The sequence below is a fragment of the Streptococcus sp. HMSC077F03 genome, assembly GCF_001812375.1.
GTDB lineage: Bacteria > Bacillota > Bacilli > Lactobacillales > Streptococcaceae > Streptococcus > Streptococcus oralis_S.
In genome coordinates this window covers 30,965-54,896 of sequence record NZ_KV808765.1, presented here as the reverse complement: position 1 = coordinate 54,896, position 23,932 = coordinate 30,965, and the positions used below count along the sequence as shown (strand labels likewise).

Sequence of the window (23,932 nt, the reverse complement as noted above, 5' to 3'; positions counted from 1 at the left end):
ATAAAAAGAACAGTCCAAGCTGTTCTTTTTAGTTTTCTTTTACTGGGATTTCCTTGATAACACGCGCAGGATTCCCAGCTAGGACAACATTATCACCAAAGGACTTGGTAATCACAGCCCCTGCTCCAGCGACGACGTTATCGCCCAGTGTCACTCCAGGAAGGACAATGACGCCACCTCCAGCCCAGAAATTGTCTCCGATGGTGATGGGCTTGCCATATTCGACCCCTGAATTGCGTTCATGAGGATCCAGTGGATGGAGTGGGGTTAAAAACTGACAGTTGGGGCCAAGCATAGCGTTGTTCCCGATGCGAATCGGACAAACATCCAGCATAGTCAAGTTCCAATTAGAATAAAAATTTTCCCCTAGATAGATATTGACTCCATAATCGACCACCAAGCGTGGATTGATATAAAGATTTTGCCCAGTTGAGCCAAACCAAGTCTTGATAATATCCGCTCCCTTCAAGGGATCTTCTTCCTTGTTAAAGGCAGCCTGTTTTTGGCGAGAAGCCTGCGCCAAGGTCCGTAATTCAGGATCCGACGGACGGTAAGGCCCCCCTGCTATCATTTTCTGGTATTCGCTGGTCATAGTATCACCTCACACTTACTTTGGACTCATCATATCAAAAAGCCTTTGAAAGGTCAAGAATAGCCTGCTTTCTAGACTCTCAAAACCAATCCCCTCCAGGTCAAAACAACTTGCTTGACAAAAGATTGACTTCATGGTTTAATATACCCCATAAGGGTATATGTGGAGGTGCCTATGTTTCACTTATTTACAAAAATTGACAGTATTTCTACCAGCGAGTTAGAAGCTAAACTCAGAGAACCGATTCAGCTACTAGATGTTCGGACGCCTATGGAATTCCGTAGAGGTCATATCAAAAATGCCAAAAATGTTCCTTTAACGGAAATCGGTTCTTACACACCTGCGACAAAAGAAACACTTTATGTCATTTGTCACTCTGGTGTACGAAGCAAACTAGCCGCGAAAAAGCTTAAGAAAAATGGCTACGATGTCATCAATGTTCGAGGCGGTATGAGCGCTTGGACAGGTCAGGTCATCTAGAAGCATCAAATGGGCTATGCAGCCTTGAACCTTATCGAAGGTCTGAGCGACAATATCCAAGGTATCTGCTCGAAGACGATCTGACTAAGGGCCAAAATCCCTAGATGTGCAGATAAGTGGCGAATTTCAGGGGAGCGACCCAAGGTCGATACCATCCATATCCCCTAAATGAACTAGGGGAGAGCTTGGATGAACCAGACAAGAACCAGGTCTACATCCTTAGCTACCACAGCTACCACAGCGTTTTGCGCAGCTAGATCACAGAGCGTAGCCTCCAGCGGCAGGATTTACCGTCCAAAACCTTGATAGCGCTTATTCACTATACAAAATGGCTAATCCAGAAGGAGTCGAATATGGAAACGAGTATCAGCATGGCTGACTTTTATGAAAAATACCTAAATGAAAATCTAAACCTTATCGATGTACGTGAAGTGCACGAATTCCAAGCAGGACATGCACCAGGTGCCAAAAATCTGCCTTTAAGTACCTTGGAGCAAGGTTACAAAGAACTCAAACCTGACCAGAAATATCATGTCATCTGTCAAGGTGGAGTCCGTTCCGCATCTGCTTGTGAATTTCTAAGCGCCCAAGGCCTCACCGTTATCAATGTAGAAGGTGGTATGAATGCTTGGCCCGGTCAAGTAGAATAAGCAAAAAACCGATTAAGTTCCTTAATCGGTTTTTTCATTTCTGCAACCCACTGATATAGGGCTCGTAGCCCGTCGCTTCTAAAAAACGAAACACATTGATGGTATCTAAAAAGAGGTTTTCTCATTGGTATTGGGGGAACTCATCCGTTTGTCTGACATGATTTCTTTATCGAAATAGACTTAAATACCTTTGTCTGCATTGTTTATCAATAGCAAATTAGTTTATTTCCGTTTAATCAGGTATCGGATGGCCTTTTCTAGGCGTTCCTTTTGAGCCTCGGGGTCGTCTAGTGGTTGGTTGATACAGCCTGTGAGATTTTCAGTAATGATCATCTCAATCACGCGCTCAACGCTAGATTTCACTGCTGTCAACTGCGTAACAATATCTGCGCAGTCACGATCTTCTTCAATCATCTTTTGAATCCCACGCAACTGGCCCTCTGAACGTTTCAGGCGTGTGATGTACTTTGAGTTTGTCATTAATTTATCCTTGGTCACTTTTTCTTCATTATATCTCGAATAAGGGGCTTTGTCAAAATTCACTTCCTGTCTGTATTTGTAGGAGGCAACCTCTCCTCTGTATCAGATAGAAAAGATTGATAAGCATGGAAATGGAAAAGAAACTCTGTCCTCCTTGAAGCTCGATGGGAAGTCACGTTTCCTTTCAACCAACTGACCTTTATGCGTATATCTTGGACAAATTGGACAAAAAGGCTAGGATCACTATCCCATAGACTAGAACTAGAGCCAGCCCAAATCCGATACCAAACCACTTGTAAAACTTGTCCATTCCGCTGTAACGTTCGACATAGGCCCTGGTCGGCTTGTCTGGATCATACCAGACTGTCAGCTCCGAATGAAGGGGGAAATGGGTCTGCATCAAGCGTTTGAAGGAAACAAAGGAGTTGCTGTAGCGAGTGATCGAAGGTGCCAGCATATCTTCTCTTGTATAGTCCTTTAAAAATTTAGTAGTCCCCCACGGAATTGTGACCGTTTTGAACATAAAATACTGCAAAGTTTTCTTATAAGAAATCCCATCCACCGTGTATTCGACGATAGGTGGATACCCCTCACGAAAACGGCTATAGACGATAACCGTTCCCTGTACGGATGACTTGGCAAGGCGGACCAACTTCTGATCCCGAAGATAGAGGAAAAGAAAGGTCCCACACACAAATACAAAAGATAGGAAGATGACGATTGTCCCAACTATCAAACCAATCACTTCTTTATTCATATGAACTCCTCCTGTTATTTTATACAGTAAAATCTCAAAACTAACTCATCCAGAAAGGACATCGATGCCCTCGAGTCTACTCTTCGGATTTTTCTTTTGACTGTTTTTCTCTCAAATCTTTCACCGATTTTGATATGATATCTCTCACCTGTTCGTCAGTAAGTCCTGGAATCTGGTAATAAGGATTATTGGATTCGCTTTTTGAGGGTTTTGTTCCTGAACTTTCGGTTTTAGAACTTTGTTCAGTCGAAGACGAGGATTTCGACTCTGAGGAACTAGATTCTTTGGTCTTAGAGGAACTGGACGACTCAGACTCAGAAGACTTGGACGTTTCAGGCGTGTTAAAATCAAGTTTAGGCGGATTGTTTACTTGGACGTTCGGCTGTTTCACAGGTTTATAGAATAGCCCAAAAGACAACAGCAAGGCCGTCAAGATCCCAATACCAGCCAAGGTTCTTTTATTGGCTTCAGCCGAGGGAACCTTTACTCCCTTCGTACTGAGTATTTTCCATTCTGGATGCTCTTTTTCTATAGCTTTTTTCTGTCTCCTAAGAGGACCAAGTAGAAAATGATTAAAAGGCACAATCGTTACCATAGCCACCGTTACAAGCGGGACATAATTGGAATGACTTGATACCAGTAGAACATCGAGGATAGCGAGAAGAATGAAGAGGAAACGCCCCACAAACTTACGAACTTGATGCTCTTTTTTGATCTGCAAATATCTCTCTTGTGACATTATCATCCTCTCTTTTCTATTTCTTCATTAAATATCACTTTCCCCTGTTCATATTTTCGCACAGCTAAGAACCAGCGGATAGGGTTGTTTTGGAATAAGAAAAGGTACAACAAGGCAGGAAAGAGACCTGCTAAAGGCGAGAAAAAGATTTGTATATCAAATGCCTCTTGCTTATTGAATGAGTCAATAGTGCCCGGAATTGCAGCAGCAAATATTACTATAGTAGTCATAAAAACTAGTAGCATGACAATCATAAAAGCCAACATTTTCGCAAACGTCGCTTTTTTCTCACTAAAATTTTCCCAGAACAAATTTGAATAAACTGCTTCTTTAAACTCTTTCTTTGTTGCTCCTTGGACTCGTTTCACTCCTTTATATAAGGCGACTTCCATCATCCATATAAATCCAAATAGGATAAAGGAAAGACAAAGAATAAAAATAGGAACCATCCCGCTATTATAACGAAGGCCTGAGAAAATTGGTATTGCAACAAATCCTCCGAGTAAACCTAACAAAGAGAATATAGCAATTAAAGGAGCAATCCCCCTATTCGATCTCCTAGCCCCTTCTGTATTTAACAAGGCACTCTTATCTGCTACAAGAGCCTCTTTTGTTCGCGTATTATAGTAAACGGCCTTATCACCGCTCTGTCCAATAAAAATTATTTTTCTCATATAAAATCACCACAGTTTTCACTAATCACTATAATCAGAAACTTCAATTTTATCATAGGTTGTTGATAAAACATCACCATCACCAACCACTGGTAATGGTAATAGCGTTTCTCTCGTGTTTCTAGTTCTTCTCTTCCCTAAATAATACTTTCCCCTGCTTGTATTTTCGTACGGCTAACAGCCAGCGGATTGGGTTATTTTGAAATAGAGCAATTACGACCACTGCTGGAAGTACCCCTGCCACTGGTGAAAATAATAATGAAAGATCAAACCACTCATGGTTATAATAAGGAATAAGCATTCCTGGTATTCCAAATAAACTTACAATTCCTAAACAAAACAGAAGAACCAAGATAACAAACGAGAAAAAGAAAATTTTACCTAATGTTGCTTTCTTATCGGAAAATCCTTCCCAAAATAAATTTCCATTCACTGCAGCTTTAAATTGTTCTTCGTTTGCCAAAACTGTGGAACGAACATTTTTATACAATGCTTTTTCCAACATATAAATACTTCCAACAAAAACTAAAAATATGGCTAGTAAAATGATTGGAATCATCCTCTCGTTTAATCTAAATGGAGAAGTAAAGGAAAAAATAGCAAGTCCAACACCTCCACCAAATAACGCAAAAAGTAATATCAAAGGAATAATAGCCTTATTGGTCTTCCTAGCTCCTTCTGTATTTAATAAGGCGCTCTTATCGGCTACCAGAGCCTCTTTTGTTCTTGTGTTATAGTAGACAGCTTCATCACCGCTCTGTCCAATAAAGATTATTTTTCTCATCTTACATTTCTCCCTCTTTCCCTCGGCTACCGTCCTGTAATGTCTCCATCAGCTCCTTGAACAGTCGTTTGCGCGTTTTCATCCGAAAATCATAAACTATATATGTAAGAATACCAATCCCTAACATGTACATAATTAAAAATTGAAAATCAGAAACAGCCAGATAACGATAGGCTGAAAAAATCGTTATTAAAACAAAAATGTAGCCAACTACTGTCAACGCCCTTGATTTTCTCCTAAGTGTTTTGATATTGGCTTTTGTCAGCCGGACTTTTCTAAATCTATCTGTCTTCATGTTACGTCGGGTAGACTTGGCAAGGAGAATGGTCCCAAAAACTAAAAACAGCGACATCAAGATAAAGAAGATTAGATTAAGAGGGGATGAGACATCTCCAAAGGTTTGGTTGAGCAACTTTGACAGCCGTTGCAAGGAATAGATTGCAATAGGGGCTGCAATAGCTGAATAATTCATGCCTTGTTTTACACCGTAGAATACTTGATTCTTCAGATCGTAATAGATAAAAGAGTCCTCCAGAGGGCCCATACTGATTAAATTTTTTACACTTGTGTCCATCTTATTTCCCGTCTCCTAAACTCAATACGGATGTTCAAACAAAGTTCTACTTTCTCTTAAAAGCATCGTGACGACGATTGCCAGCATTCTAGCTGATTTTTAGCATTTTCCTTCCTAGAGAAAGAAAAGTTTATTAGTATTATAGCATGAACCCCCCAGAAAAGGGAAAATATCCCCGGCAGATACCATTGCTAAAGACAAGAAAGGATTCGTCATTTCATAAAAAAGCGGACAAGTCCGCATTCTAAAAACAGAATGCGAGCTTGTCCGCCTTTTCCTATGTCTCTAAAATAAATAATGTGTTTTCCTCGTTTCATCGTGCCAAGCGAATGCGGGTCACAATGCCGTCTGGGTCTATAAGATTCAACTCACTCGAATGTAACCACTTGATCGGTGCTTCTAGCTCTTGTGCTTGCTGAACGATGTCCAAGAGTTCTTCCTTGCTTTCGACCTCAAGGACATAGTAGGCCAAGCCTGGCAAGCCTTGCTCACGCGGAGCTAGCCCCTTTCCAGCCCATTCGTTGACAGCCAGGTGGTGATGGTACTGACCAGCCGCTATCCAACTAGCACTAGGAATGCTAAATTTATCCTCTAGTCCTAACACCTTTTGATAGAACTGACTTGCTGCGTGACTATCCTTAACCGATAGATGGATATGCCCCATTCTCGTCCCTTCAGCTAGGATAAAGGGATCTACCTTTTCCCCTAATTCATAGATGTCCTGTGCCGCAAGAGCCTCGGTCACACCGATAATGCGGCCGTCTTCTAGAATATCCCATGAAGACACTGGCTTATCACGGTAGAGTTCAATGCCATTTCCTTCCAAATCCTCTAGATAAATAGCCTCACTGTATCCATGATCTGCACCCCCGACCAGAGGAATCCGCAAATCACTTAGGTGTTTCAAGACATCTGCCAAGGCTTTTCGTGTCGGCAACAGAATCGCCAGATGGTAGAGCCCATAATGCTCCCTTACTTCGCCAGACTTTTCTGCCTGAATCAAGTGAACCAAGGCTTTTCGACCAAGTCCCAAAATCGCTTCTGTCTCTGTTTGGGATAAAATCTCCAAGCCAATAATTTGGTGATAAAAAGCCGTTTGACTCGTCAAATCCTTGACATTTAAAACCGCCTCCGCTAGGTAAATGTGGCTTTGGTATGCATAAGTCATAGGGTGTCTCCTTTTGTTTGTTGTAACTTTATTAATTACATCAATTATACACTATTGAGATAAAATGTCAACGAAGACAACTCAAAAGAGCTGGAAACCAGCTCTTCTTTTTATTTGACAACAAGCTCGTAGCGAGTTTTGCTGGTAAAGGTTTGGCCTGCTTTGAGAATGACTTGGTCTTTGAAGTCACTGTGAATAGCATCTGGTAAAGCTTGCGCTTCAAGGGCAATCCCATTGTGTTGCACCATTGGTTGGCCTCCGATGAGCACACTCTCATCCACAAAGTTTGCTGTGTAGACCACAAAGCAAGGGGCCTCTGTCTTGAAAAGTAGGAAACGACCTGAGTGTTGGTCATAAAGGAAACCAGCATTGTCATGACCTGCAGGAAGAGCAAATGGGTGATCCAAACCAGATACCAACTGGATTTGCTCATCTTCCTCTTCAAAGATGTCCTTCAACAAAGCACCATTGTAGATGTGTTTAACCACATCACGAGTAGCATCTGGAGTCTTAGCCGGAACACCGTCCGGAGCGATTGGGTAAATACCCTCGGTATTTAGCTGGAAGACATGGCGGTCAACTGTCTGCGTGAAATCACCAGACAAGTTGAAGTAGCTGTGATTAGTTGGATTGACAAGCGTATCCTGATCTGTCGTCACCTTATAGCTGACTTCGTAGGCGCCAGTTTCTTCCAAGTGATAGCTGATCCAGATCTTGAGATTACCAGGGAATCCTCCTGTTCCGTCTGTACGTTCTGTGTAGAGGGTCAAGCCATGGTCGCTCACTTCGACCAATTCAAACAAGCTCGAATCCCAACCTGTTGAACCACTGTGGTTACAGTTGCTAGCGTTGTTGACTTCAAGATTATAGGTCTGACCATTGAGCTCAAATGTCGCACCTGCAATACGGCCCGCTACAGGACCTACACTTGCTCCATGCTTGGGACTATTGCCTACATAGCTATCAAAATCATCAAAACCCAAAATCACATTGGCAAAATTCCCAGCCTTGTCAGGCGTGACATAGCGCAATATGGTCGCACCATAGGTCATGATTTCTAGTTGGTAGCCACTGTCAGTCTCAAAGCGATAAGCCAAGACATCCTTGCCCTCATGATTTCCAAATACACGTTCTGTGTATGCTTTCATTCTTCTCTCCTTTGATCCATTTCTCTTAAGTAAACAAACCATAGAGAGTGTCTCACCATCTATGGTTGTAGTTTCTATTTTCAGAATCCTTTGTCAGAAAACCTTAAGTAGCTTCTTAACAAAAAGGGATTCTTCTATTCTTGTTTTTATGCTTCTACACGTTCAGTCCATGAAGTCGCTGTTGTTTGAAGAACTTTGTTGAGTTCATCAATGTTCTCAAATCCAGTTGTGCGTAACCATTCACGAGCTGCTGCTTCACCATCTTTGATGTAGGCTTCAACTGATCCTGCCCAGGTTGCACGGCCGCAAAGAACTCCGTTGAAGTTTGCGCCTGATTCGTGAGCAAAGACAAGTGTTTCTTGGAAGAGTTTCGCTGACACACCTGCACTCAAGTAGATGTATGGCAAGTTAGTTGCTTCATCTTGCGCTTTGAAGAAGGCTGCCGCTTCTTCACGTGTATGCACGATTTCACCATCGCCAAATCCTTCAACATATTTGACGTTGACTGGAACTTCCACTTTCAAGACGTCGATGTTGAAGCGTGGGTCTGAGAAGACCTTCATAGCACCAATAACCTTGTGTGGTTTCACTTTTGCGTATTCTGCAGAACCTGCATCAGCGATTTTTTCATCGTAAACGAGGATTTCAAGGAAGAATGGAATGTCTTCTGCCACGCATTCAGAACCAATGCGTTCGATGTAGGCTTGTTTTTGTTGATTGAGTTCGTCAGCGCTGTCTACATCATAGTAAAGCAAGAATTTGACTGCATCTGCACCTTGTTCCTTGATGCGTTTGGCAGACCAAACATCCAAGCAGTCAGGCAAGCGTTTGGTGCTAGTTGTGTCGTATCCTGTTTTTTCATAAGCAAGGAGAAGACCAGCATTGGCATCAAGCGCTTTTGTAGCTGGAAGTCCATACTCTGGGTCGAGAAGCATAGAGGATGCGTATTTTGTCAATTCATCTGCAACCAAAACCTTGAGTTCTTCCATTTGAGCCACTGTTGGTTCTTCTGTTTGGTATTGAGCCATGAGGCGTTTCAAAGCACCACGTTGGTCAAAGGCAAGAGCTGAGATAATGCCGTTCTCGTCAGAGAGTTTTTGCAAGCAAGCTACTTTATTGGGACTTAATTGTAATTTACTCATAGACACTTCCTTATTTTTGATAGTCATGAATGATCACACCTTGTACCACACGGTTTACAGTGCCAGTAGGAGATGGTGTATCTGGTTTATTTTCTACCTTGAGTGAAGTCAATAGGGCAAAGAGTTGGGCATAAACGATGTAAGGGAAGACACGGTAAATATCGTTCAAGACACCGCCACAACCAAGTGCTACTTCTTTGACATTTTCAAGACCAAAGGCTTGATCACTCAAGAGCACAACACGACGAGCAATCTGATCACCAGCCACTTCACGAACCAAGTCCAAGTCGTACTTGCGAGTGTAGTCTGTCGTTGTACCAAATACCAAAACAACGGTATCTTCGTTGATTAATGATTTTGGACCGTGACGGAAGCCGACTGGGCTCTCATACATGGTCGCCACTTGACCAGCAGTTAATTCCAAAATCTTGAGCTGAGCTTCATGAGCAAGGCCAAAGAAAGGACCTGCACCCAGGTAGATAACACGGTTAAAGTCGAGGTCAACAAGCTCTTTAACATCTGCTGCATTGTCTAGAATCTTACGAGCAAGGCTAGAAACAACTTCAAAACGTTCAGTTTTCACAGCAAATTCTGTAGGATCAAAGACCAAGAGAGCTGTTAGCATCATAGACGTAAAACTAGAAGTCATGGCAAATCCAGCGTCATTGGAAGCAGCTGGTTGCAAGAGTAAGAGATTGTGGTCATCGCCATGGGCTTGAAGTGCCAATTTCCCTTCTGCAGCACATGTAATGGTCACTTGATAGAGGTCGTCAACCAAGGCTTTAGCCAAATCAACCGTCGCCACACTTTCAGGTGAATTCCCACTACGAGCAAAGGAAACAAGGACAGTCGCCACATCTTTTTTCAAATAAGTTTCTGGATTGGCAACAATATCAGTTGTCGCAATAGCATTGAAATTCCATTTGCGTTCGTCATAGACTTCCTTAAAGTATGGTACCAAGGTATCTCCCACATAAGCAGAAGTACCAGCACCCGTCAAGATGACCTTGATATAGTCATGTTTATCCGCAATCCCTTGTAGGAAGGCTGCAATTTCTTCACGTTTTGCTTGATAGGCTTCAAAAGCTTCTTTCCATACATCAGGCTGTTGGTAGATCTCACGAGTCGTGATTTCTGCACCCAGTTCAAGTAATTCTTCTTTTGTGTAATTTAGCATAGAGTTCCTCTAATCTATTGTTGTTTCATTCCTATTGAAAATATGGGAATGGGATTGACTCCCATTCCCATGTATATTCTATATAAGATGCTCTAAGTCACATCTTATACTCAATGAAAATCAAAGAGCAAACTAGGAAGCTAGCCGCAGGTTGCTCAAAGCACTGCTTTGAGGTTGCAGATAGAACTGACGAAGTCAGTAACATCTATACGGCAAGGCGACGCTGACGTAGTTTGAATTTGATTTTCGAAGAGTATTATTCGTCTTCGTCATCATCGAAGCCCGCTAACAGGTCGTTGACTTTTACGATGCTTTCTGCAGCACGGCTCTTATAGTCCGCATCTGCACCTGTAAGGCTGGCATTGATAAATTCAATCACCATTGGAAGATTCATCCCTGCGTAGAGTTCAATGTCGCGACCTTCCATGATCAAGCGACTCACCACGTTACATGGTGTACCACCGAGAAGGTCCGCAAAGACTAGGAAATCATCCAATCCTTCGATAGCAGCTTCAAATTTTGCAGTAAATTCTTCGGGACCATCTTCTGGAAGAAGAGCCACTGCATGAATGTTGTCCTGTGGACCCATGATCATTTCTGTGCTACCTTTAAGTTCTTCACAGAAACGACCATGACTCACCAAAATTAATGATTTACTCATAAATTATGCGCCCATTCCAAGCAAGAATTTACCGATGAATGAAAGACCTACTGCAAGAACGATAATGATACCGATCGCTTTAGTAGAGTTCATACCTTTCTTACCAAGCAACCAGAAGATAAAGGCAGTAAAGATTGCTGGAAGCAAGCGTGGGAAGATTGAGTTCAAGATGTCTTGGAAGTCAATCATCTTTTCACCGATTGGCAATTTGTAAGAAATCTCAAAGTTGATCATTGTTGCTACAAGAGCACCCATCATGAAGACACCAAGTACAGATGCAGCATCAATCAAAGCTGTCAAAGTACTTTGCATGTTGTTGATAAGGTTAACCCCTTCTTTGTAGGCAAATTCCAATTGTTTCCAACGGAAGATGTCATAAGCAACTGCAACTGCGATCCAAAGGAAGATACCCCATGGTTGGCCAGCGATAGCCATAGTTGCTGCGATAGATCCCATGATAGCAGGTACAAGTGAACCAAAGATTGTATCTCCAAGAGGAGCAAATGGTCCCATCAAACCTGTCTTGATACCGTTAACGGCATCTTTTGAACCCACACCATCTTTTTCTTCCATGGCAAGGTCAAAACCAGCGATAATTGTGTGGAAGAATGGTGAAGTGTTGAAGAATTGAGTATGAACTTTCATCATTTCTTTCAATTCAGGAGTTCCATCCCCATACATTTTACGCAATTGAGGCAAGATCATGTAAAGGTAACCAGAAGCTTGCATACGTTCGTAGTTCCAACCTAATTGGAAAGTAAACAAGCTACGTTTGTTGATTTGATTAAAATCTTCTTTTGTAAGTTTGTAATTAGAATTCGTCATCTTCGATTTCCCCACTTTCTGATGGTGTAGAAGGTGCTGCTACAGCTACTTTTTGGCTGTTCTTAAAGTGAACAACTGCAAGGAAGATACCTACGATAGAGATACCGATCATAGACAAACCTTTGAAGTTGTTAGCAAAGCCAATCTTTTCAGCAACATCAGCAGGAAGGGTACCAAGGATACCCGCAACAGCGCCACCAAGACCTGTTACATATGAGTAAAGAACAGTCAACATAGCTGTCAAACCGAATCCCATTGCAAGGTAGTGAAGGTTACGTTTAACTGGAAGGTAACGAAGCAAGATTGCAAATCCAAGACCTGGAAGCATACGACCTGCAAGTGTCAAACCGTCTGCAACCCATTGGTATTCTTTAACAAGGTCTACTACTGATTGTACGAAAGCACCACCAAAAGCAAGAGCGAAGAATACTGGAAGGGCACGAGAAAGAGCCCATGGAAGCGCACCAAGTAGGTAGTTACGTTCGATACCTTTGTAGTCAAAGCGTTCGATTGCAGCATCAATACGGTGTGCAAAGAAAGTAGTTGTCATACGTCCAAGAACGTCGAAGTATGTCAAAAGTGCTGCTACTGGTACAGCGATTGTTGTAATCGCAAGGTCTGTATCAATACCTTGAGAGATAGAGAATGCTGTTGCAAGAACCGCACCAGAAGTTGCGTCGATACGAGAAGCACCACCGAAGGTACCAACCCCGAGAACGAACAACTGCAAGCTACCACCGATAAACAAACCAGTTGTCACATCTCCCATGATCAAACCAGTAATGAAACCAGCGAATACAGGGGAACCTGCAGATGAAACGATTGTCAACTCATCACAGATTTGATAAGCTGAGTACAAAGTGAGAAGTAAAATTTGCCACCATTGTATCATAACAATGACCTCCTAAAAATTTTTTCCTATTTTAATAAGCTCAAAAAGTCTGAAACTGGATCATTTGGAACCATTTGAGCAGTGAGTTTCACACCTTTTTCTGCTAGTTTGTGGAAATCTTCCACATCCTTGTCTACCACGTTGATAGAACGTGTGATAGAGCGAGTTTCTGGTGTTTGAGACATATTGCCGACGTTGAGTGTTTCAAGCGGAACACCTGCTTCGACCAAACCAAGGAAACGGTCTGGTTTACGTGCAACGATAAAGAGACGTTGGCTATCGTATTTACCAGCAAGGATATTTGCTGCTGCTTTCTCAACTGGCAAGATACTGAGTTTCACACCTGGTGGTGTCGCAAGCTTCAAACCACTCTTTTCGATGTCGTTGTTAACAACTTCGTCGTCTACAACCATAATGCGTGAAACATTTAGTTTTCCAGCCCAAAGATTGGCTACTTGACCGTGGATCAAACGTCCATCGATACGGCATCCTACAATTGTCATAAGTTTTCCCCCTTTATGTTTTTTAGTGTAGGTTTACGAGTTAAATGAATCTCTTCTTTATATTCGCCCTCAGTTTCAAAGATGATGATGCGGTTCGCACCTTCCTTGAGATAACAATGAGGGATATAAAGTGAGAGGGTCGGGCCGACGTTCCAGAAACGCCCTAGGTGGCGCCCGTTGACAAAGGCAACGCCCTTACCAAACTCAGACAAGTCTAAGTAGGTATCCTTCGGCTCTTCAACGGTGAAGTCGAAAGCGTAAAAGGCTGGTTGTCCTTCTGTCCATCCTTTTGAAAAATCAATTTTCTCAGGATTATCCAGTGGTAGTGGATATTGTTTCCAATTCAGTAAGAAATGTAGATCCTTGCAGACACCTGTACGAATTCCTTTACGCTGCGTATCTGCCAAGAACTTATGTCCGTAGTTGACACGCCCCATATTTTCGATCAAGATGTCAATCTCTGAAAAGCCTTCTCGGTTACCCTGACAGTAGATGTCTTCACCAATCTCTGTCTGGTATTGAGTAGCAATCCATTGACCATCTACAAAGAGTTGAGCTCGGTCACGTCCATCAATGATACGGAGACGTTCCTCTTCTGCATCCCAACTTGCTTCAGTACGATAGAGAAGGTAGCCATAGCTTTGACCAAGTTCTTCCATTGCTTTTGGATAGAGGCTTTCAGTAGGACTAGAGAGACTATCCAGAGTTTCAAACAAGGAAACTTTTTCGACCAATGGAATGGACCCTATCTCCATGCTTTCCTTATAGAGTGGTTCCAACTGTGGATACTCTGGGAAGTGTGTTGCCATCATCTTCTTGACTGCTAGGTATTTAGCAGTTGGATTTCCTTCTTCATCAAGAAGGGCGTCATAGTCATAAGATGTGACTTGTGGCAAATCTAGAGTTCCTCGAGCCGAGCAACCATTCATGAAACCAAAGTTTGTACCACCATGGAACATGTAAAGGTTGATAGAGCCTTGCTCCAATACCTCTCGAACAGCCTCTGCCAATTCTTTAGGATCCCGTGTGATGATGGGTTCTTTCCAACGGTTGAACCAACCATCCCAGAATTCCATACACATGAGGGGCCATTTCTTACCATACTCATCAAAGAATTCCTGCATCTGTGAAAAGTTGTACGGAGCTTTAGAGCCGAAGTTCCCTGTCACAAAGAGGTCGTCTTCAATCAAGGTTCCGGCTTTCAGAGTAGCCCTCCATGGACCATCTGAAGTAAAGAGTGGGCAATCAATCCCTCGGTCTTCCATCAATTTCCGAATTGCTCGTAGATAAGACTTATCTTCTCCATAAGAGCCATATTCATTTTCGACTTGCATCATAAGAATGTTTCCGCCATTATCCAACAAGCGAGGCACAAGCCTTGGCAATAATTGGTCATAATAGCGAGCAACAGCCTCGATATAGGCTGGGTCGGACGAGCGAATTCGCATGTCCTTGGTCAAGAGCCAAGCCGGCAAGCCACCAAATTCCCATTCCGCACAGATAAATGGAGACGGGCGTACAATGGCATAGAGACCCAAATCTTGTGCAATTTGAAGAAATCTCTCCAAATTTCTGGCACCTTCAAAATCAAACTCCCCTTCAACAGGTTCGTGTAAATTCCAAGCCACATAGGTCTCGACTGTATTAAAGCCAAGCGCCTTTAAGTTATAGAGAGAATGATACCAATCCTCTGCTGGAATCCTAAAATAATGAATGGCGCCGGACAAAATCTTGAACGGTTTTTCGTCTAAATAGAAATCGTCCTCAATTTTAAATCTGGTCATGTTATTACCTCTGACGAATTAAGTTTGCGCTTTCATTTATTATAATATTAACTATAATCAAATCTTTTGCATTTGTCAATAGGTTTTAGAAAATTATTTAAAATTTTTCTATTTTTTTACTTACCGTTTACCGAAATTATCTAAAAATAGCATGAAAACGATCTTTTTATGTATGATAATTCACAAGAACATCAAATGAATTTTTTTACATGTAAAATAACATTTTTAGTCTATTATTTTAATTTTTTGACCTTAATACTACTCTTTTCTTTATATTTGTGGTAAAATCAAAATTGGAGAAAGAGAATCGAGGTGAAATTTATGGCTATTCCTAAATACCAATATATTAAAGATGAATTAAAAAACAAAATCATCTCTGGTCAATTTGCAAGTGGAGATAAATTTTATACAGAAGCCGAATTGATCGCGATGTACGATGTGAGTTCAATCACAGTTGTTCGTGCCTTGAACGACCTTGCTAAAGACGGCTACATTGTCCGCCAACAAGGTAAAGGTACTTTCGTTTCACGTGCCCGTAAGCACAAACTCGTTGAGTTTTCAGATGTCGAAATCTTTGAAACAAAAGACGATAAAGTTACTGTCCTTTCTATCGAGCGCGGAAACAAACTTGAATATTTAGATAAACTTGGACTACGTGGAGATCAATTCTACTATAAGATTGAACGTATTCGTCAGACAAACGACGTGACATACATCTACCACACATCTTATATTCCTGAGCAATACATCAATGCCAACTATCCAAATCTTGACTATTATAGCTCTATCTATACACGTTTCAAATTGGATTACCGCATTCACATGAGTGATGAACATTTTGAGGAAATCAACGAAATCGCATTCCCAACACCAGAGCATGCTGCTTCTGTACTCGGAATCGATACACAATTCCCAACTGTCTTCCAAACAAAGACTACAAAACTTGAGGCCACTGGCCAAGTCCTTGCCTATAGTGAAACTTATAAGCGAGCAGACTACTACAAAATCAAATTCATCTCATGTAACCGAGGTCATTAAGAAAAAGCCTGAGCCTAGCTCAGGCTTTTTCTCTATTCATTATAGCACGAGAAAAAAGTTGTGAAAACGCTATGAAGGGCTCTTATTTAATTAGTAGCATTTTTACTAAAAACAAGGTAAATTTTCGTTTGGTTTTTCCTCTGTTTTATCCCTTATTAGCAAATTTCTCCTAAATCTTATGATTTCCTCTATTTATTATAGTTCTTATATAAACCCACTTGACATTTTACTCCTTAGATAATAAAATAAAATTGGTTTTATGTAAACGCTATCATATATGATAATAACAAGGAGGTTTTGTCATGAAACTAGAAAAGAAACAGCGCTTCTCCATCCGTAAATACTCGGTTGGGGCAGCTTCTGTACTGATAGGATTTGCTTTTAGCGCCCAAGTCGTATCTGCCGACGGGATTACTCCAGCTCCAACAGCTGAAGAAACTGTTCAAACTATTCAGGAGAGTCCTCAAGCAGTCAAAGAAGCTGTAGACTCCAAGGTTCCAGAAAAACTGGAAGAAAAGGCTGACAAGCCTATAAAAGAGGAGGTCAAAGAAGACCAGGAGGCTCCTCGAACAGTTGCTCCAAAAACAGAAGAGTCAAGCGCACCAGTTGTAACAGAAAATGCTGCTCCAACTCCTACTGCTGAGAAAGAAAGCCCTGCCCCAACTGAAACTCCTGCAGAAAGTACTTCTTCAGAAAAGAAAAATGAAGCCGTCACACCTGCAGTAGCCACTCCTAGTACGGAACGAGCACCTCAGGTAAATGAAAAACTGGCAAAAAGAAAAATGATCTCAATCGACGCTGGACGCAAGTACTTCTCTCCAGACCAACTCAAAGAAATCATCGACAAAGCCAAACACTACGGTTATACTGATCTTCATCTACTAGTTGGAAATGATGGCATGCGTTTCATGCTGGACGACATGACAATCACAGCCAATGGCAAAACCTATGCAAGTGACGATGTCAAACGTGCACTCGAAAATGGAACTGATGCCTACTACAAGGATCCAAACGGCAACCATTTGACAGAGAGTCAGATGACGGACTTGATCAACTATGCTAAAAACAAAGGCATTGGTCTCATTCCAACTGTAAACAGCCCTGGTCACATGGATGCGATTTTGCATGCCATGAAAGAACTAGGCATCCAAAAACCGAACTTCAACTACTTTGGTAAGGAATCTGCTCGTACCGTTGACCTTGATAACAAAGAAGCGGTTGCATTTACCAAAGCTCTGATCGACAAGTATGCTGCTTACTTCGCTGGCAAAACTGACATCTTCAATATCGGACTAGACGAGTACGCCAATGATGCTACAAACGCCAAAGGCTGGAGCGTTCTTCAAGCCTATAAATGGTATCCAGAAGATGGATTCCCAGACAAGGGTTATGATAAATTTATCGCCTACGCCAACGACCTTGCTCGCATCGTCAAATCTCACGGCCTTAAGCCAATGGCTTTCAACGATGGCATTTACTACAATAATGATACTAGTTCTGGTACTTTTGACAAAGACATTATCGTTTCTATGTGGACTGGTGGATGGGGCGGATACGACGTCGCTTCTTCTAAACTTCTAGTTGAAAAAGGTCACCAAATCCTTAATACCAACGATGCTTGGTACTATGTTCTCGGACGAAATGCCGACGGCCAAGGCTGGTATAACCTCGACCAAGGACTCAATGGTATCAAGAACACTCCAATCACTTCTGTACCAAAATCTGATGGGGCTACTATCCCGTTCATCGGTGGTATGGTAGCTGCTTGGGCGGATACCCCATCTGCACGCTATTCACCATCACGTCTCTTCAAACTCATGCGTAGCTTCGCAAATGCCAATGCTGAATACTTCGCAGCCGACTATGAGTCTGCTGAGCAAGCCCTTAAAGAAGTGCCAACAGACCTTAACCGCTATACTGCGGAAAGTGTCGCAGCTGTCAAAGAAGCTGAAAAAACTATTCGCTCACTCGATAACAACCTCAGCCGCGCCCAACAGGACACGATTGACCAAGCAATCGCGAAACTCCAAGAAGCTGTCAGCAACTTGACCTTCACACCAGAAGCTCAAAAAGAAGAAGACGCGAAACGCGAAGTTGAAAAACTTGCCAAGAACAAGGTAATCTCCATCGATGCCGGACGTAAGTACTTCACGCTCGACCAACTCAAACGTATCGTAGACAAGGCTAGCGAGCTCGGCTACTCTGATGTGCATCTTCTCCTAGGAAATGATGGACTTCGCTTCCTACTTGATGACATGACTATCACTGCTAACGGAAAAACTTATGCAAGTGACGATGTCAAAAATGCCATCATTGAAGGAACAAAAGCTTACTACGATGATCCAAACGGAACCACTCTTAGCCAGGCTGAAATCACTGAATTGATCGAGTACGGAAAATCAAAAGGGATTGGACTCATCCCAGCGATCAACAGCCCAGGTCACATGGATGCCATGCTTGTCGCTATGGAAAAATTAGGTATCGCAAATCCTCAAGCTAATTTTGATAAAGTCTCCAAAACAACCATGGACCTTGAAAACGAAGAAGCCATGAACTTTGTCAAAGCCCTTATCGGCAAGTACATGGACTTCTTTGCGGGCAAGACTAAGATCTTTAACTACGGTACAGACGAATACGCTAATGATGCTACCAACGCTCAAGGCTGGTATTATCTAAAATACTACAATCTCTATGGCAAGTTTGCTGAGTACTCTAACACTCTTGCTGCCATGGCCAAAGAAAGAGGCCTTCAACCAATGGCCTTCAACGATGGTTTCTACTATGAAGACAAGGATGATGTTGAGTTTGACAAGGATGTCATCATCTCTTACTGGTCTAAAGGATGGTGGGGCTATAACCTTGCAACTCCTCAGTACCTAGCAAGCAAAGGCTATAAACTCCTTAACACCAACGGAGACTGGTACTACGTGCTAGGTAATCACAAACCAGATGAAGCCTACCCACTATCAAAAGCACTTGAAAACTCTGGCAAAGTACCATTTAACCAGCTTGCATCTACCAAGTATCCAGAAGTAGACCTTCCAACCGTCGGAAGCATGCTTGCTATCTGGGCAGACAAACCAAGTGCTGAGTACAAGGAAGAAGAAATCTTTGAACTCATGACTGCCTTTGCAGATCACAACAAAGACTACTTCCACGCTAACTACAACGCACTCCGTGAGGAACTTGCTCAAATCCCTGCAAACTTGGATGGATACAGCAAGGAGAGCTTGGAGGCTCTAAATGCAGCTAAAGAGGCTCTCAACTACAACCTCAACCGCAGCAAGCAAGCTGAGTTAGACGCTCTCGTAGCCAAGCTCAAAGCAGCCCGCCTAGGCCTCAAACCAGCGGCAACTCACTCAGGAAGCCTCGATGAAAATGAACTAGCTGCCAATGTTGAAACCAAACCGGAACTCATCACAAGAGCAGAAAAGATTCCATTTGAAGTTATCAAAAAAGAAAATCCGAGCCTCCCAGCTAAGCAAGAAAAGATTGTCACACCAGGTGTAGATGGTGAACGCACTCATTACATCTCTGTCCTTACTGAAAATGGTAAACAATCAGAAACCGTTCTAGATAGCCAAGTAACCAAAGAACCTGTGACCCAAGTGGTTGAAATCGGTGCCCCTATTACTCACAAAGGGGATGAAAGTGGTCTTGCTCCAGCTGCCGAAACGAAACCGAGACTGGATATCCAAGAGGAAGAGATTCCGTTCACTACTGTGACACGTGAAAATCCACTCTTACTCAAAGGGAAGACTCAAGTTGTTACTAAAGGCGCTAACGGTCGTCGCAGTCATTACTACTCTGTGAGCACTAGTGCTGACGGTAAGGAAGTGAAAACTCTTGTAGATAGCCTTGTGACCCAAGAAGCAGTGACCCAAGTTATTGAAGTCGGAACCCTTGTAACCCATGTAGGAGACGAACATGGTCTTGCTCCAGCCGCAGAAACAAAACCAAGACTGGATATCCAAGAGGAAGAAATTCCATTCACTACTGTGACACGTGAAAATCCTCAATTACCAAAAGGACAAACACAAGTTGTTACTAAAGGAGCTAACGGCCACCGTACTGCCTTCTACTCTGTCAGCACTACTGCTGATGGAAAAGAAGAAAGAACGCTTGTCAATAGCGTGGTAACACAGGAAGCAGTCACTCAAGTTGTTGAAGTCGGCACTGCCGCTGAGAAAGCTGAGCAAACTGCACCAACTACTGCCAAAGCAGATGAAAAACAACTCCCTGCAACAGGAAGTCAAGACTCTGCAGGCTTGGTCGCAGCAGGACTCATGGCGACTCTAGCAGCCTACGGACTGACTAAGAGAAAAGAAGACTAAGATTCTTCTAAGAGAATACGAAAAAGCGAGATTCAATCTCGCTTTTTATTGTTAGGATTAGTCACCAAGTCCGATACGTTCAAAGATATCCTCTACTCGTTTGGTGTAGTATGCTGGGTTGAAGATTTCATCAATCTCCTCTTGAGTCAGGCGTGAGGTTACTTCTGGATCTGCTTCAAGAAGCGGTTTGAAGTCTACTTGGTTATCCCAAGAGTAAGCTGTTTTCGGTTGCACCAAGTCATAGGCTTGCTCACGGGTCATGCCTTTTTCAATCAAGGTCAACATAGCCCGCTGGCTAAAGATAAGACCAAAAGTAGAATTCATGTTACGGATCATGTTTTCTGGGAAGACTGTCAAGTTCTTGACGATATTTCCAAAACGGTTGAGCATGTAGTCAATCAAAATAGTCGTATCCGGTGTGATGATACGCTCAGCTGATGAGTGAGAAATATCACGTTCGTGCCAGAGAGCCACGTTTTCATAGGCTGTAATCATGTGACCACGGATAACACGCGCCAGACCTGTCATGTTCTCAGAACCGATAGGGTTGCGTTTGTGAGGCATAGCCGATGAACCTTTTTGGCCTTTGGCAAAGAATTCTTCTACTTCGCGTTGCTCAGATTTTTGCAAACCACGAATCTCAGTCGCCATACGTTCGATTGAAGTCGCGATGCTAGCAAGAACTGCAAAGTACTCAGCATGAAGGTCACGAGGAAGGACTTGTGTAGAAATTTCTTGGGCACGGATACCTAGCTTGTCGCAGACATATTGCTCAACAAATGGTGGGATATTAGCGAAGTTTCCAACCGCACCAGAGATCTTACCAGCTTCTACACCAGCAGCCGCATGCTCGAAACGCTCGATATTGCGCTTCATTTCACTGTACCAAGTCGCCAATTTAAGACCAAAGGTTGTAGGCTCAGCGTGCACACCGTGAGTACGACCCATCATGATGGTGAACTTGTGCTCCTTAGCCTTATCAGCGATGATGTTGGTGAAGTTTTCAAGATCCTTGCGGATGATGTCGTTGGCTTGTTTGTAAAGGTAACCGTAGGCAGTATCGACTACGTCAGTAGAAGTCAAACCATAGTGGACCCACTTACGCTCTTCGCCAAGCGTCTCAGAAACCGCACGCGTGAAGGCAACCACATCGTGGCGAGTTTCTTGCTCGATTTCCAAAATACGGTCGATGTCAAAGTCCGCTTTCTCGCGAATCAAAGCCACATCTTCCTTAGGGATTTCCCCCAACTCAGCCCATGCCTCGTCAGCCAAGATTTCCACCTCAAGCCAAGCACGGTATTTATTTTCTTCACTCCAAATGTTCGCCATCTCAGGGCGACTGTATCTTTCAATCATGTAATTTTCCTTTCTTCGATATAAGAATTACAAACATTAACAATAAATCAAATTATATGTTTAATCAATTATAGTGTATGTTTCATTAATTTCTCTTAGTTGTTTTTGCATTTGCCGCTCACTATTCCAATGATCTCCACTATAGTCATCTGTCATTAACTTTTTAAAACGTTTAATAAATTCTTTCACTTTGTTATTTTGTCTCAAGTTAGAATCAACCGAAACTCTAAAAGTTATATACCTTATATAGTATATATAATGGTGAAATTTTGTATAATCAAATGTTGATGTCGAGTAATGCTTTTGACCTGAATAAGTCATTGTGTAATAATATAAAGGGTCTATTTTAGCTAGTATTTCTTCAAAAAATAAATCATTACTTTCTAAAAATCTGCTTTCACTGAAATTAACAGCTAGCAATATCGAATCAGTTTGATTTAATAGGAAAAGCAGTGTATTTATCAATGTATCTGGATTTGCTATACTAGAGATTTCATCTATAAATTTCCAGAAGTTACTAGGAAATTCCCCACAAAAATACCTGAATTGATAATTTTTTTTCAAAGTTTCTAAACTAGTAAAAAGTTTAATCCCTTCAGTATGAAATTTATATTTACCAGTACATATATATAAATAAATCTCTTCTTCTTCGGAAAAATTTTTACTTATTTGTTTTGAGTGTTTATTGTCTTGAAAGACCTTAGATAAAAAGGTGATGATAACATCGGGATATTTTTCACCCCAATCTGAATCAATTAAATATTCTTTTATTATACTTTTAATAACTATTCTCTTATTGTCAACTGAAAAATTATCAAACTTATAAAATAGATCATCTAAATACTTTGAGTCATTATTCGAATATTTAACTACGCTATCTAGTTCATCTAGCCAAGCATCTATCGTACCATTTATTACAAAATACGGATAGACATACTCGATGTCGTTCCATAACTCCAATACGGTTGACTCAGATATTAATCTATCCTTTGCATGAGCAGCATTATTTCGAAGAGATCTCATTTGCGAACATTTTTGTTTTATTTTATTAGGTAACCTAAATACATTGTCTGTATCTTTGGCTTGAATTAATATATCGTTAACCGTTTTCTCCCACTCATCCTCATTCTGAAGTGATTTTATTCTCTCCTCCCACTGAGCTTCTTTTATGTCTTGATCAGGGCAACTGGACATAAAATTAGATGGAGTCCCCCTATAATCAATAGCTATTTTTGCGATATATTTATGATTTGCAAGATAAGAAAAAATGTACGCTGCTTTGTATGCTTCAACCTGATAACACTTCAACGACTCTTGATACAGTTCATCATCTTCAAAACCATTATCTATTAACCATTTTTTAAATTCTCTTATTTCCATCTACCAATCAATCCCTTCTCCAAACTCATCCACACTATCTGGCACATCACTAAACAAAGTTATATGCCCTACCTTACGATTGCGCTTGTCTTCTATAATCATTTATTTACCGCCCACTCTGTTGCTTTCTCTGCATGAATCACCGTTGTGTCGTAGAGAGGCAGGTCGGTGTCGGATTGCTTGACGAGGAGACCAATTTCGGTACACCCCAAGATAACAGCTTCAGCGCCTGCTTTTTTCAAATCATCTATAACGGCAAGATAAGTCTGCTTTGAGCTTTCTTTGATGTTCCCTAGGCAAAGTTCGTCATAAATGATTCGATTAACCTCTGTAATGCCAGCTTGATCTGGAATCAGCACTTCTAACCCAGACTCTATTAATTTCTCCTTGTAAAAATCTTGAGTCATGGTGTACTTGGTCCCTAGGAGACCGACTTTTTGAATACCGTCAGCCAACAAGGCCTGCGCAGTTGCCTGCGCAATATGCAAGATTGGAATCGTAATCTTTTCTTGTATCTGCGGAGCAACCTTGTGCATGGTGTTGGTACAAATAACGATGAAATCCGCACCTGCTTGCTCCAAACGCTGAGCAATATCTGCCAAAAGTTGACCGCTTTTCTCCTAGTCTCCGACTGCTTGATAATGCTCAATCTCTGCAAAATCAACACTATAAAGTAGAATCTTAGCAGAATGCAGGCCACCCAGCTCTTTTTTGATGGTTTCGTTGATGATTTGGTAGTAAGATGTGGTGCTTTCCCAACTCATACCACCAATCAGACCAATAGTTTTCATAGG

At 41.9% G+C, this 23,932-nt stretch carries 23 protein-coding genes and 2 pseudogenes; 5 read left to right on the top strand and 20 right to left on the bottom strand.

The genetic code is table 11. The features are described from left to right. Positions 1 to 28 precede the first annotated feature (28 nt). The gene (locus tag HMPREF2853_RS03020; RefSeq protein WP_070534801.1) at positions 29 to 592 is read right to left on the bottom strand and encodes a sugar O-acetyltransferase; all 564 of its coding nucleotides are present in this window, start codon (positions 590 to 592) and stop codon (positions 29 to 31) included. Between the two features lie 174 nt (positions 593 to 766). Here HMPREF2853_RS03020 and HMPREF2853_RS03015 point away from each other — a divergent pair, with 174 nt between their 5' ends. The 3 genes and pseudogenes from HMPREF2853_RS03015 (at position 767) to HMPREF2853_RS03010 (ending at position 1,722) form a co-directional block, all read left to right on the top strand. Continuing rightward, entirely contained in the window at positions 767 to 1,072 is a 306-nt protein-coding gene (locus HMPREF2853_RS03015; protein ID WP_000468862.1) for a rhodanese-like domain-containing protein, read from the top strand. A gap of 3 nt (positions 1,073 to 1,075) precedes the next feature. Beyond that, positions 1,076 to 1,451, top strand: a pseudogene (locus tag HMPREF2853_RS10045) (CoA-disulfide reductase); the annotation flags it as partial. After that, complete coding sequence (locus HMPREF2853_RS03010; protein ID WP_070534799.1) at positions 1,426 to 1,722, top strand: rhodanese-like domain-containing protein; 297 nt, start codon at positions 1,426 to 1,428, stop codon at positions 1,720 to 1,722. The pseudogene HMPREF2853_RS10045 and the gene HMPREF2853_RS03010, both read left to right, overlap by 26 nt. A 222-nt stretch (positions 1,723 to 1,944) precedes the next feature. On the opposite strand, the gene HMPREF2853_RS03005 is transcribed toward HMPREF2853_RS03010, so the two are convergent. The 15 genes from HMPREF2853_RS03005 to HMPREF2853_RS02935 all read right to left on the bottom strand — a co-directional run bounded on the left by HMPREF2853_RS03005 (position 1,945) and on the right by HMPREF2853_RS02935 (position 15,030). Then, on the bottom strand, positions 1,945 to 2,202 hold the full coding sequence (locus HMPREF2853_RS03005; protein WP_000185160.1) for a metal-sensitive transcriptional regulator: 258 nt from the start codon (positions 2,200 to 2,202) through the stop codon (positions 1,945 to 1,947). A 199-nt stretch (positions 2,203 to 2,401) separates the two neighbouring features. After that, positions 2,402 to 2,959, bottom strand: a complete 558-nt coding sequence (locus HMPREF2853_RS03000) for a DUF3592 domain-containing protein (RefSeq protein ID WP_070534797.1) — start codon at positions 2,957 to 2,959, stop codon at positions 2,402 to 2,404. Positions 2,960 to 3,035: 76 nt separating this feature from the next. Beyond that, positions 3,036 to 3,698: a hypothetical protein gene (locus HMPREF2853_RS02995; RefSeq protein WP_070534796.1), complete on the bottom strand. Its 663-nt coding sequence runs from the start codon at positions 3,696 to 3,698 to the stop codon at positions 3,036 to 3,038. Between the two features lie 2 nt (positions 3,699 to 3,700). Continuing rightward, a complete protein-coding gene (locus tag HMPREF2853_RS02990) occupies positions 3,701 to 4,372 on the bottom strand; it encodes a hypothetical protein (RefSeq protein WP_001226099.1) in 672 nt (223 codons plus the stop codon). 121 nt (positions 4,373 to 4,493) lie between these two features. Beyond that, positions 4,494 to 5,156 carry a hypothetical protein gene (locus tag HMPREF2853_RS02985; RefSeq protein WP_070534794.1) on the bottom strand — a complete coding sequence of 221 codons (663 nt, stop codon included), beginning with the start codon at positions 5,154 to 5,156 and terminating at the stop codon, positions 4,494 to 4,496. 1 nt (position 5,157) lies between these two features. Then, a complete protein-coding gene (locus tag HMPREF2853_RS02980) occupies positions 5,158 to 5,730 on the bottom strand; it encodes a hypothetical protein (protein ID WP_000381574.1) in 573 nt (190 codons plus the stop codon). A 313-nt stretch (positions 5,731 to 6,043) separates the two neighbouring features. Then, complete coding sequence (locus tag HMPREF2853_RS02975) at positions 6,044 to 6,898, bottom strand: VOC family protein (RefSeq protein ID WP_000220449.1); 855 nt, start codon at positions 6,896 to 6,898, stop codon at positions 6,044 to 6,046. Positions 6,899 to 7,008: 110 nt separating this feature from the next. Continuing rightward, positions 7,009 to 8,046: an aldose epimerase family protein gene (locus HMPREF2853_RS02970; RefSeq protein ID WP_070534792.1), complete on the bottom strand. Its 1,038-nt coding sequence runs from the start codon at positions 8,044 to 8,046 to the stop codon at positions 7,009 to 7,011. Positions 8,047 to 8,192: 146 nt separating this feature from the next. After that, positions 8,193 to 9,188 (bottom strand): tagatose-bisphosphate aldolase, encoded by a 996-nt coding sequence (lacD, locus tag HMPREF2853_RS02965; protein WP_070534819.1) that lies wholly within the window; start codon positions 9,186 to 9,188, stop codon positions 8,193 to 8,195. 10 nt (positions 9,189 to 9,198) lie between these two features. Further along, on the bottom strand, positions 9,199 to 10,365 hold the full coding sequence (locus HMPREF2853_RS02960) for an SIS domain-containing protein (RefSeq protein WP_063645744.1): 1,167 nt from the start codon (positions 10,363 to 10,365) through the stop codon (positions 9,199 to 9,201). 256 nt (positions 10,366 to 10,621) lie between these two features. Then, positions 10,622 to 11,026, bottom strand: a complete 405-nt coding sequence (locus HMPREF2853_RS02955) for a PTS sugar transporter subunit IIA (RefSeq protein WP_000045700.1) — start codon at positions 11,024 to 11,026, stop codon at positions 10,622 to 10,624. 3 nt (positions 11,027 to 11,029) lie between these two features. Further along, a complete protein-coding gene (locus HMPREF2853_RS02950) occupies positions 11,030 to 11,851 on the bottom strand; it encodes a PTS system mannose/fructose/sorbose family transporter subunit IID (RefSeq protein WP_000185287.1) in 822 nt (273 codons plus the stop codon). Next, entirely contained in the window at positions 11,838 to 12,743 is a 906-nt protein-coding gene (locus HMPREF2853_RS02945) for a PTS mannose/fructose/sorbose/N-acetylgalactosamine transporter subunit IIC (RefSeq protein ID WP_000616991.1), read from the bottom strand. Before HMPREF2853_RS02945 ends, HMPREF2853_RS02950 begins: the two co-directional genes overlap by 14 nt. Before the next feature lie 26 nt (positions 12,744 to 12,769). After that, positions 12,770 to 13,246: a PTS sugar transporter subunit IIB gene (locus HMPREF2853_RS02940; RefSeq protein ID WP_000156968.1), complete on the bottom strand. Its 477-nt coding sequence runs from the start codon at positions 13,244 to 13,246 to the stop codon at positions 12,770 to 12,772. Continuing rightward, positions 13,243 to 15,030: a glycoside hydrolase family 35 protein gene (locus HMPREF2853_RS02935; protein WP_070534790.1), complete on the bottom strand. Its 1,788-nt coding sequence runs from the start codon at positions 15,028 to 15,030 to the stop codon at positions 13,243 to 13,245. The genes HMPREF2853_RS02940 and HMPREF2853_RS02935 overlap by 4 nt, the downstream gene beginning before the upstream one ends. Positions 15,031 to 15,351: 321 nt before the next feature. Between HMPREF2853_RS02935 and HMPREF2853_RS02930 the strand changes: the two genes are divergently transcribed. Both HMPREF2853_RS02930 and strH read left to right on the top strand, forming a co-directional pair. Next, complete coding sequence (locus tag HMPREF2853_RS02930) at positions 15,352 to 16,068, top strand: GntR family transcriptional regulator (protein ID WP_001007181.1); 717 nt, start codon at positions 15,352 to 15,354, stop codon at positions 16,066 to 16,068. Positions 16,069 to 16,370: 302 nt separating this feature from the next. Then, the gene (strH, locus tag HMPREF2853_RS02925; protein ID WP_070534788.1) at positions 16,371 to 20,402 is read left to right on the top strand and encodes an LPXTG-anchored beta-N-acetylhexosaminidase StrH; all 4,032 of its coding nucleotides are present in this window, start codon (positions 16,371 to 16,373) and stop codon (positions 20,400 to 20,402) included. A 57-nt stretch (positions 20,403 to 20,459) separates the two neighbouring features. On the opposite strand, the gene purB is transcribed toward strH, so the two are convergent. From purB to HMPREF2853_RS02910, 4 genes and pseudogenes are all read right to left on the bottom strand, one after another. Continuing rightward, positions 20,460 to 21,758 carry an adenylosuccinate lyase gene (gene purB / locus HMPREF2853_RS02920; protein WP_070534786.1) on the bottom strand — a complete coding sequence of 433 codons (1,299 nt, stop codon included), beginning with the start codon at positions 21,756 to 21,758 and terminating at the stop codon, positions 20,460 to 20,462. A 60-nt stretch (positions 21,759 to 21,818) separates the two neighbouring features. Further along, on the bottom strand, positions 21,819 to 23,138 hold the full coding sequence (locus HMPREF2853_RS02915) for a hypothetical protein (protein ID WP_000405639.1): 1,320 nt from the start codon (positions 23,136 to 23,138) through the stop codon (positions 21,819 to 21,821). Next, on the bottom strand, positions 23,139 to 23,240 hold the full coding sequence (locus tag HMPREF2853_RS10165) for a hypothetical protein (RefSeq protein ID WP_025171505.1): 102 nt from the start codon (positions 23,238 to 23,240) through the stop codon (positions 23,139 to 23,141). It lies immediately after the preceding gene. Then, positions 23,237 to 23,929: pseudogene (locus HMPREF2853_RS02910) on the bottom strand (aspartate/glutamate racemase family protein). Before HMPREF2853_RS02910 ends, HMPREF2853_RS10165 begins: the two are co-directional and overlap by 4 nt. Positions 23,930 to 23,932 lie beyond the last annotated feature (3 nt).

Bases quoted from the DNA above. Each gene is read 5' to 3' on its own strand.
- HMPREF2853_RS03020 (WP_070534801.1), bottom strand. From the start codon at position 592: ATGACCAGCGAATACCAGAAAATGATAGCAGGGGGGCCTTACCGTCCG.
- HMPREF2853_RS03015 (WP_000468862.1), top strand. From the start codon at position 767: ATGTTTCACTTATTTACAAAAATTGACAGTATTTCTACCAGCGAGTTA.
- HMPREF2853_RS03010 (WP_070534799.1), top strand. From the start codon at position 1,426: ATGGAAACGAGTATCAGCATGGCTGACTTTTATGAAAAATACCTAAAT.
- HMPREF2853_RS03005 (WP_000185160.1), bottom strand. From the start codon at position 2,202: ATGACAAACTCAAAGTACATCACACGCCTGAAACGTTCAGAGGGCCAG.
- HMPREF2853_RS03000 (WP_070534797.1), bottom strand. From the start codon at position 2,959: ATGAATAAAGAAGTGATTGGTTTGATAGTTGGGACAATCGTCATCTTC.
- HMPREF2853_RS02995 (WP_070534796.1), bottom strand. From the start codon at position 3,698: ATGTCACAAGAGAGATATTTGCAGATCAAAAAAGAGCATCAAGTTCGT.
- HMPREF2853_RS02990 (WP_001226099.1), bottom strand. From the start codon at position 4,372: ATGAGAAAAATAATTTTTATTGGACAGAGCGGTGATAAGGCCGTTTAC.
- HMPREF2853_RS02985 (WP_070534794.1), bottom strand. From the start codon at position 5,156: ATGAGAAAAATAATCTTTATTGGACAGAGCGGTGATGAAGCTGTCTAC.
- HMPREF2853_RS02980 (WP_000381574.1), bottom strand. From the start codon at position 5,730: ATGGACACAAGTGTAAAAAATTTAATCAGTATGGGCCCTCTGGAGGAC.
- HMPREF2853_RS02975 (WP_000220449.1), bottom strand. From the start codon at position 6,898: ATGACTTATGCATACCAAAGCCACATTTACCTAGCGGAGGCGGTTTTA.
- HMPREF2853_RS02970 (WP_070534792.1), bottom strand. From the start codon at position 8,046: ATGAAAGCATACACAGAACGTGTATTTGGAAATCATGAGGGCAAGGAT.
- lacD (WP_070534819.1), bottom strand. From the start codon at position 9,188: ATGAGTAAATTACAATTAAGTCCCAATAAAGTAGCTTGCTTGCAAAAA.
- HMPREF2853_RS02960 (WP_063645744.1), bottom strand. From the start codon at position 10,365: ATGCTAAATTACACAAAAGAAGAATTACTTGAACTGGGTGCAGAAATC.
- HMPREF2853_RS02955 (WP_000045700.1), bottom strand. From the start codon at position 11,026: ATGAGTAAATCATTAATTTTGGTGAGTCATGGTCGTTTCTGTGAAGAA.
- HMPREF2853_RS02950 (WP_000185287.1), bottom strand. From the start codon at position 11,851: ATGACGAATTCTAATTACAAACTTACAAAAGAAGATTTTAATCAAATC.
- HMPREF2853_RS02945 (WP_000616991.1), bottom strand. From the start codon at position 12,743: ATGATACAATGGTGGCAAATTTTACTTCTCACTTTGTACTCAGCTTAT.
- HMPREF2853_RS02940 (WP_000156968.1), bottom strand. From the start codon at position 13,246: ATGACAATTGTAGGATGCCGTATCGATGGACGTTTGATCCACGGTCAA.
- HMPREF2853_RS02935 (WP_070534790.1), bottom strand. From the start codon at position 15,030: ATGACCAGATTTAAAATTGAGGACGATTTCTATTTAGACGAAAAACCG.
- HMPREF2853_RS02930 (WP_001007181.1), top strand. From the start codon at position 15,352: ATGGCTATTCCTAAATACCAATATATTAAAGATGAATTAAAAAACAAA.
- strH (WP_070534788.1), top strand. From the start codon at position 16,371: ATGAAACTAGAAAAGAAACAGCGCTTCTCCATCCGTAAATACTCGGTT.
- purB (WP_070534786.1), bottom strand. From the start codon at position 21,758: ATGATTGAAAGATACAGTCGCCCTGAGATGGCGAACATTTGGAGTGAA.
- HMPREF2853_RS02915 (WP_000405639.1), bottom strand. From the start codon at position 23,138: ATGGAAATAAGAGAATTTAAAAAATGGTTAATAGATAATGGTTTTGAA.
- HMPREF2853_RS10165 (WP_025171505.1), bottom strand. From the start codon at position 23,240: ATGATTATAGAAGACAAGCGCAATCGTAAGGTAGGGCATATAACTTTG.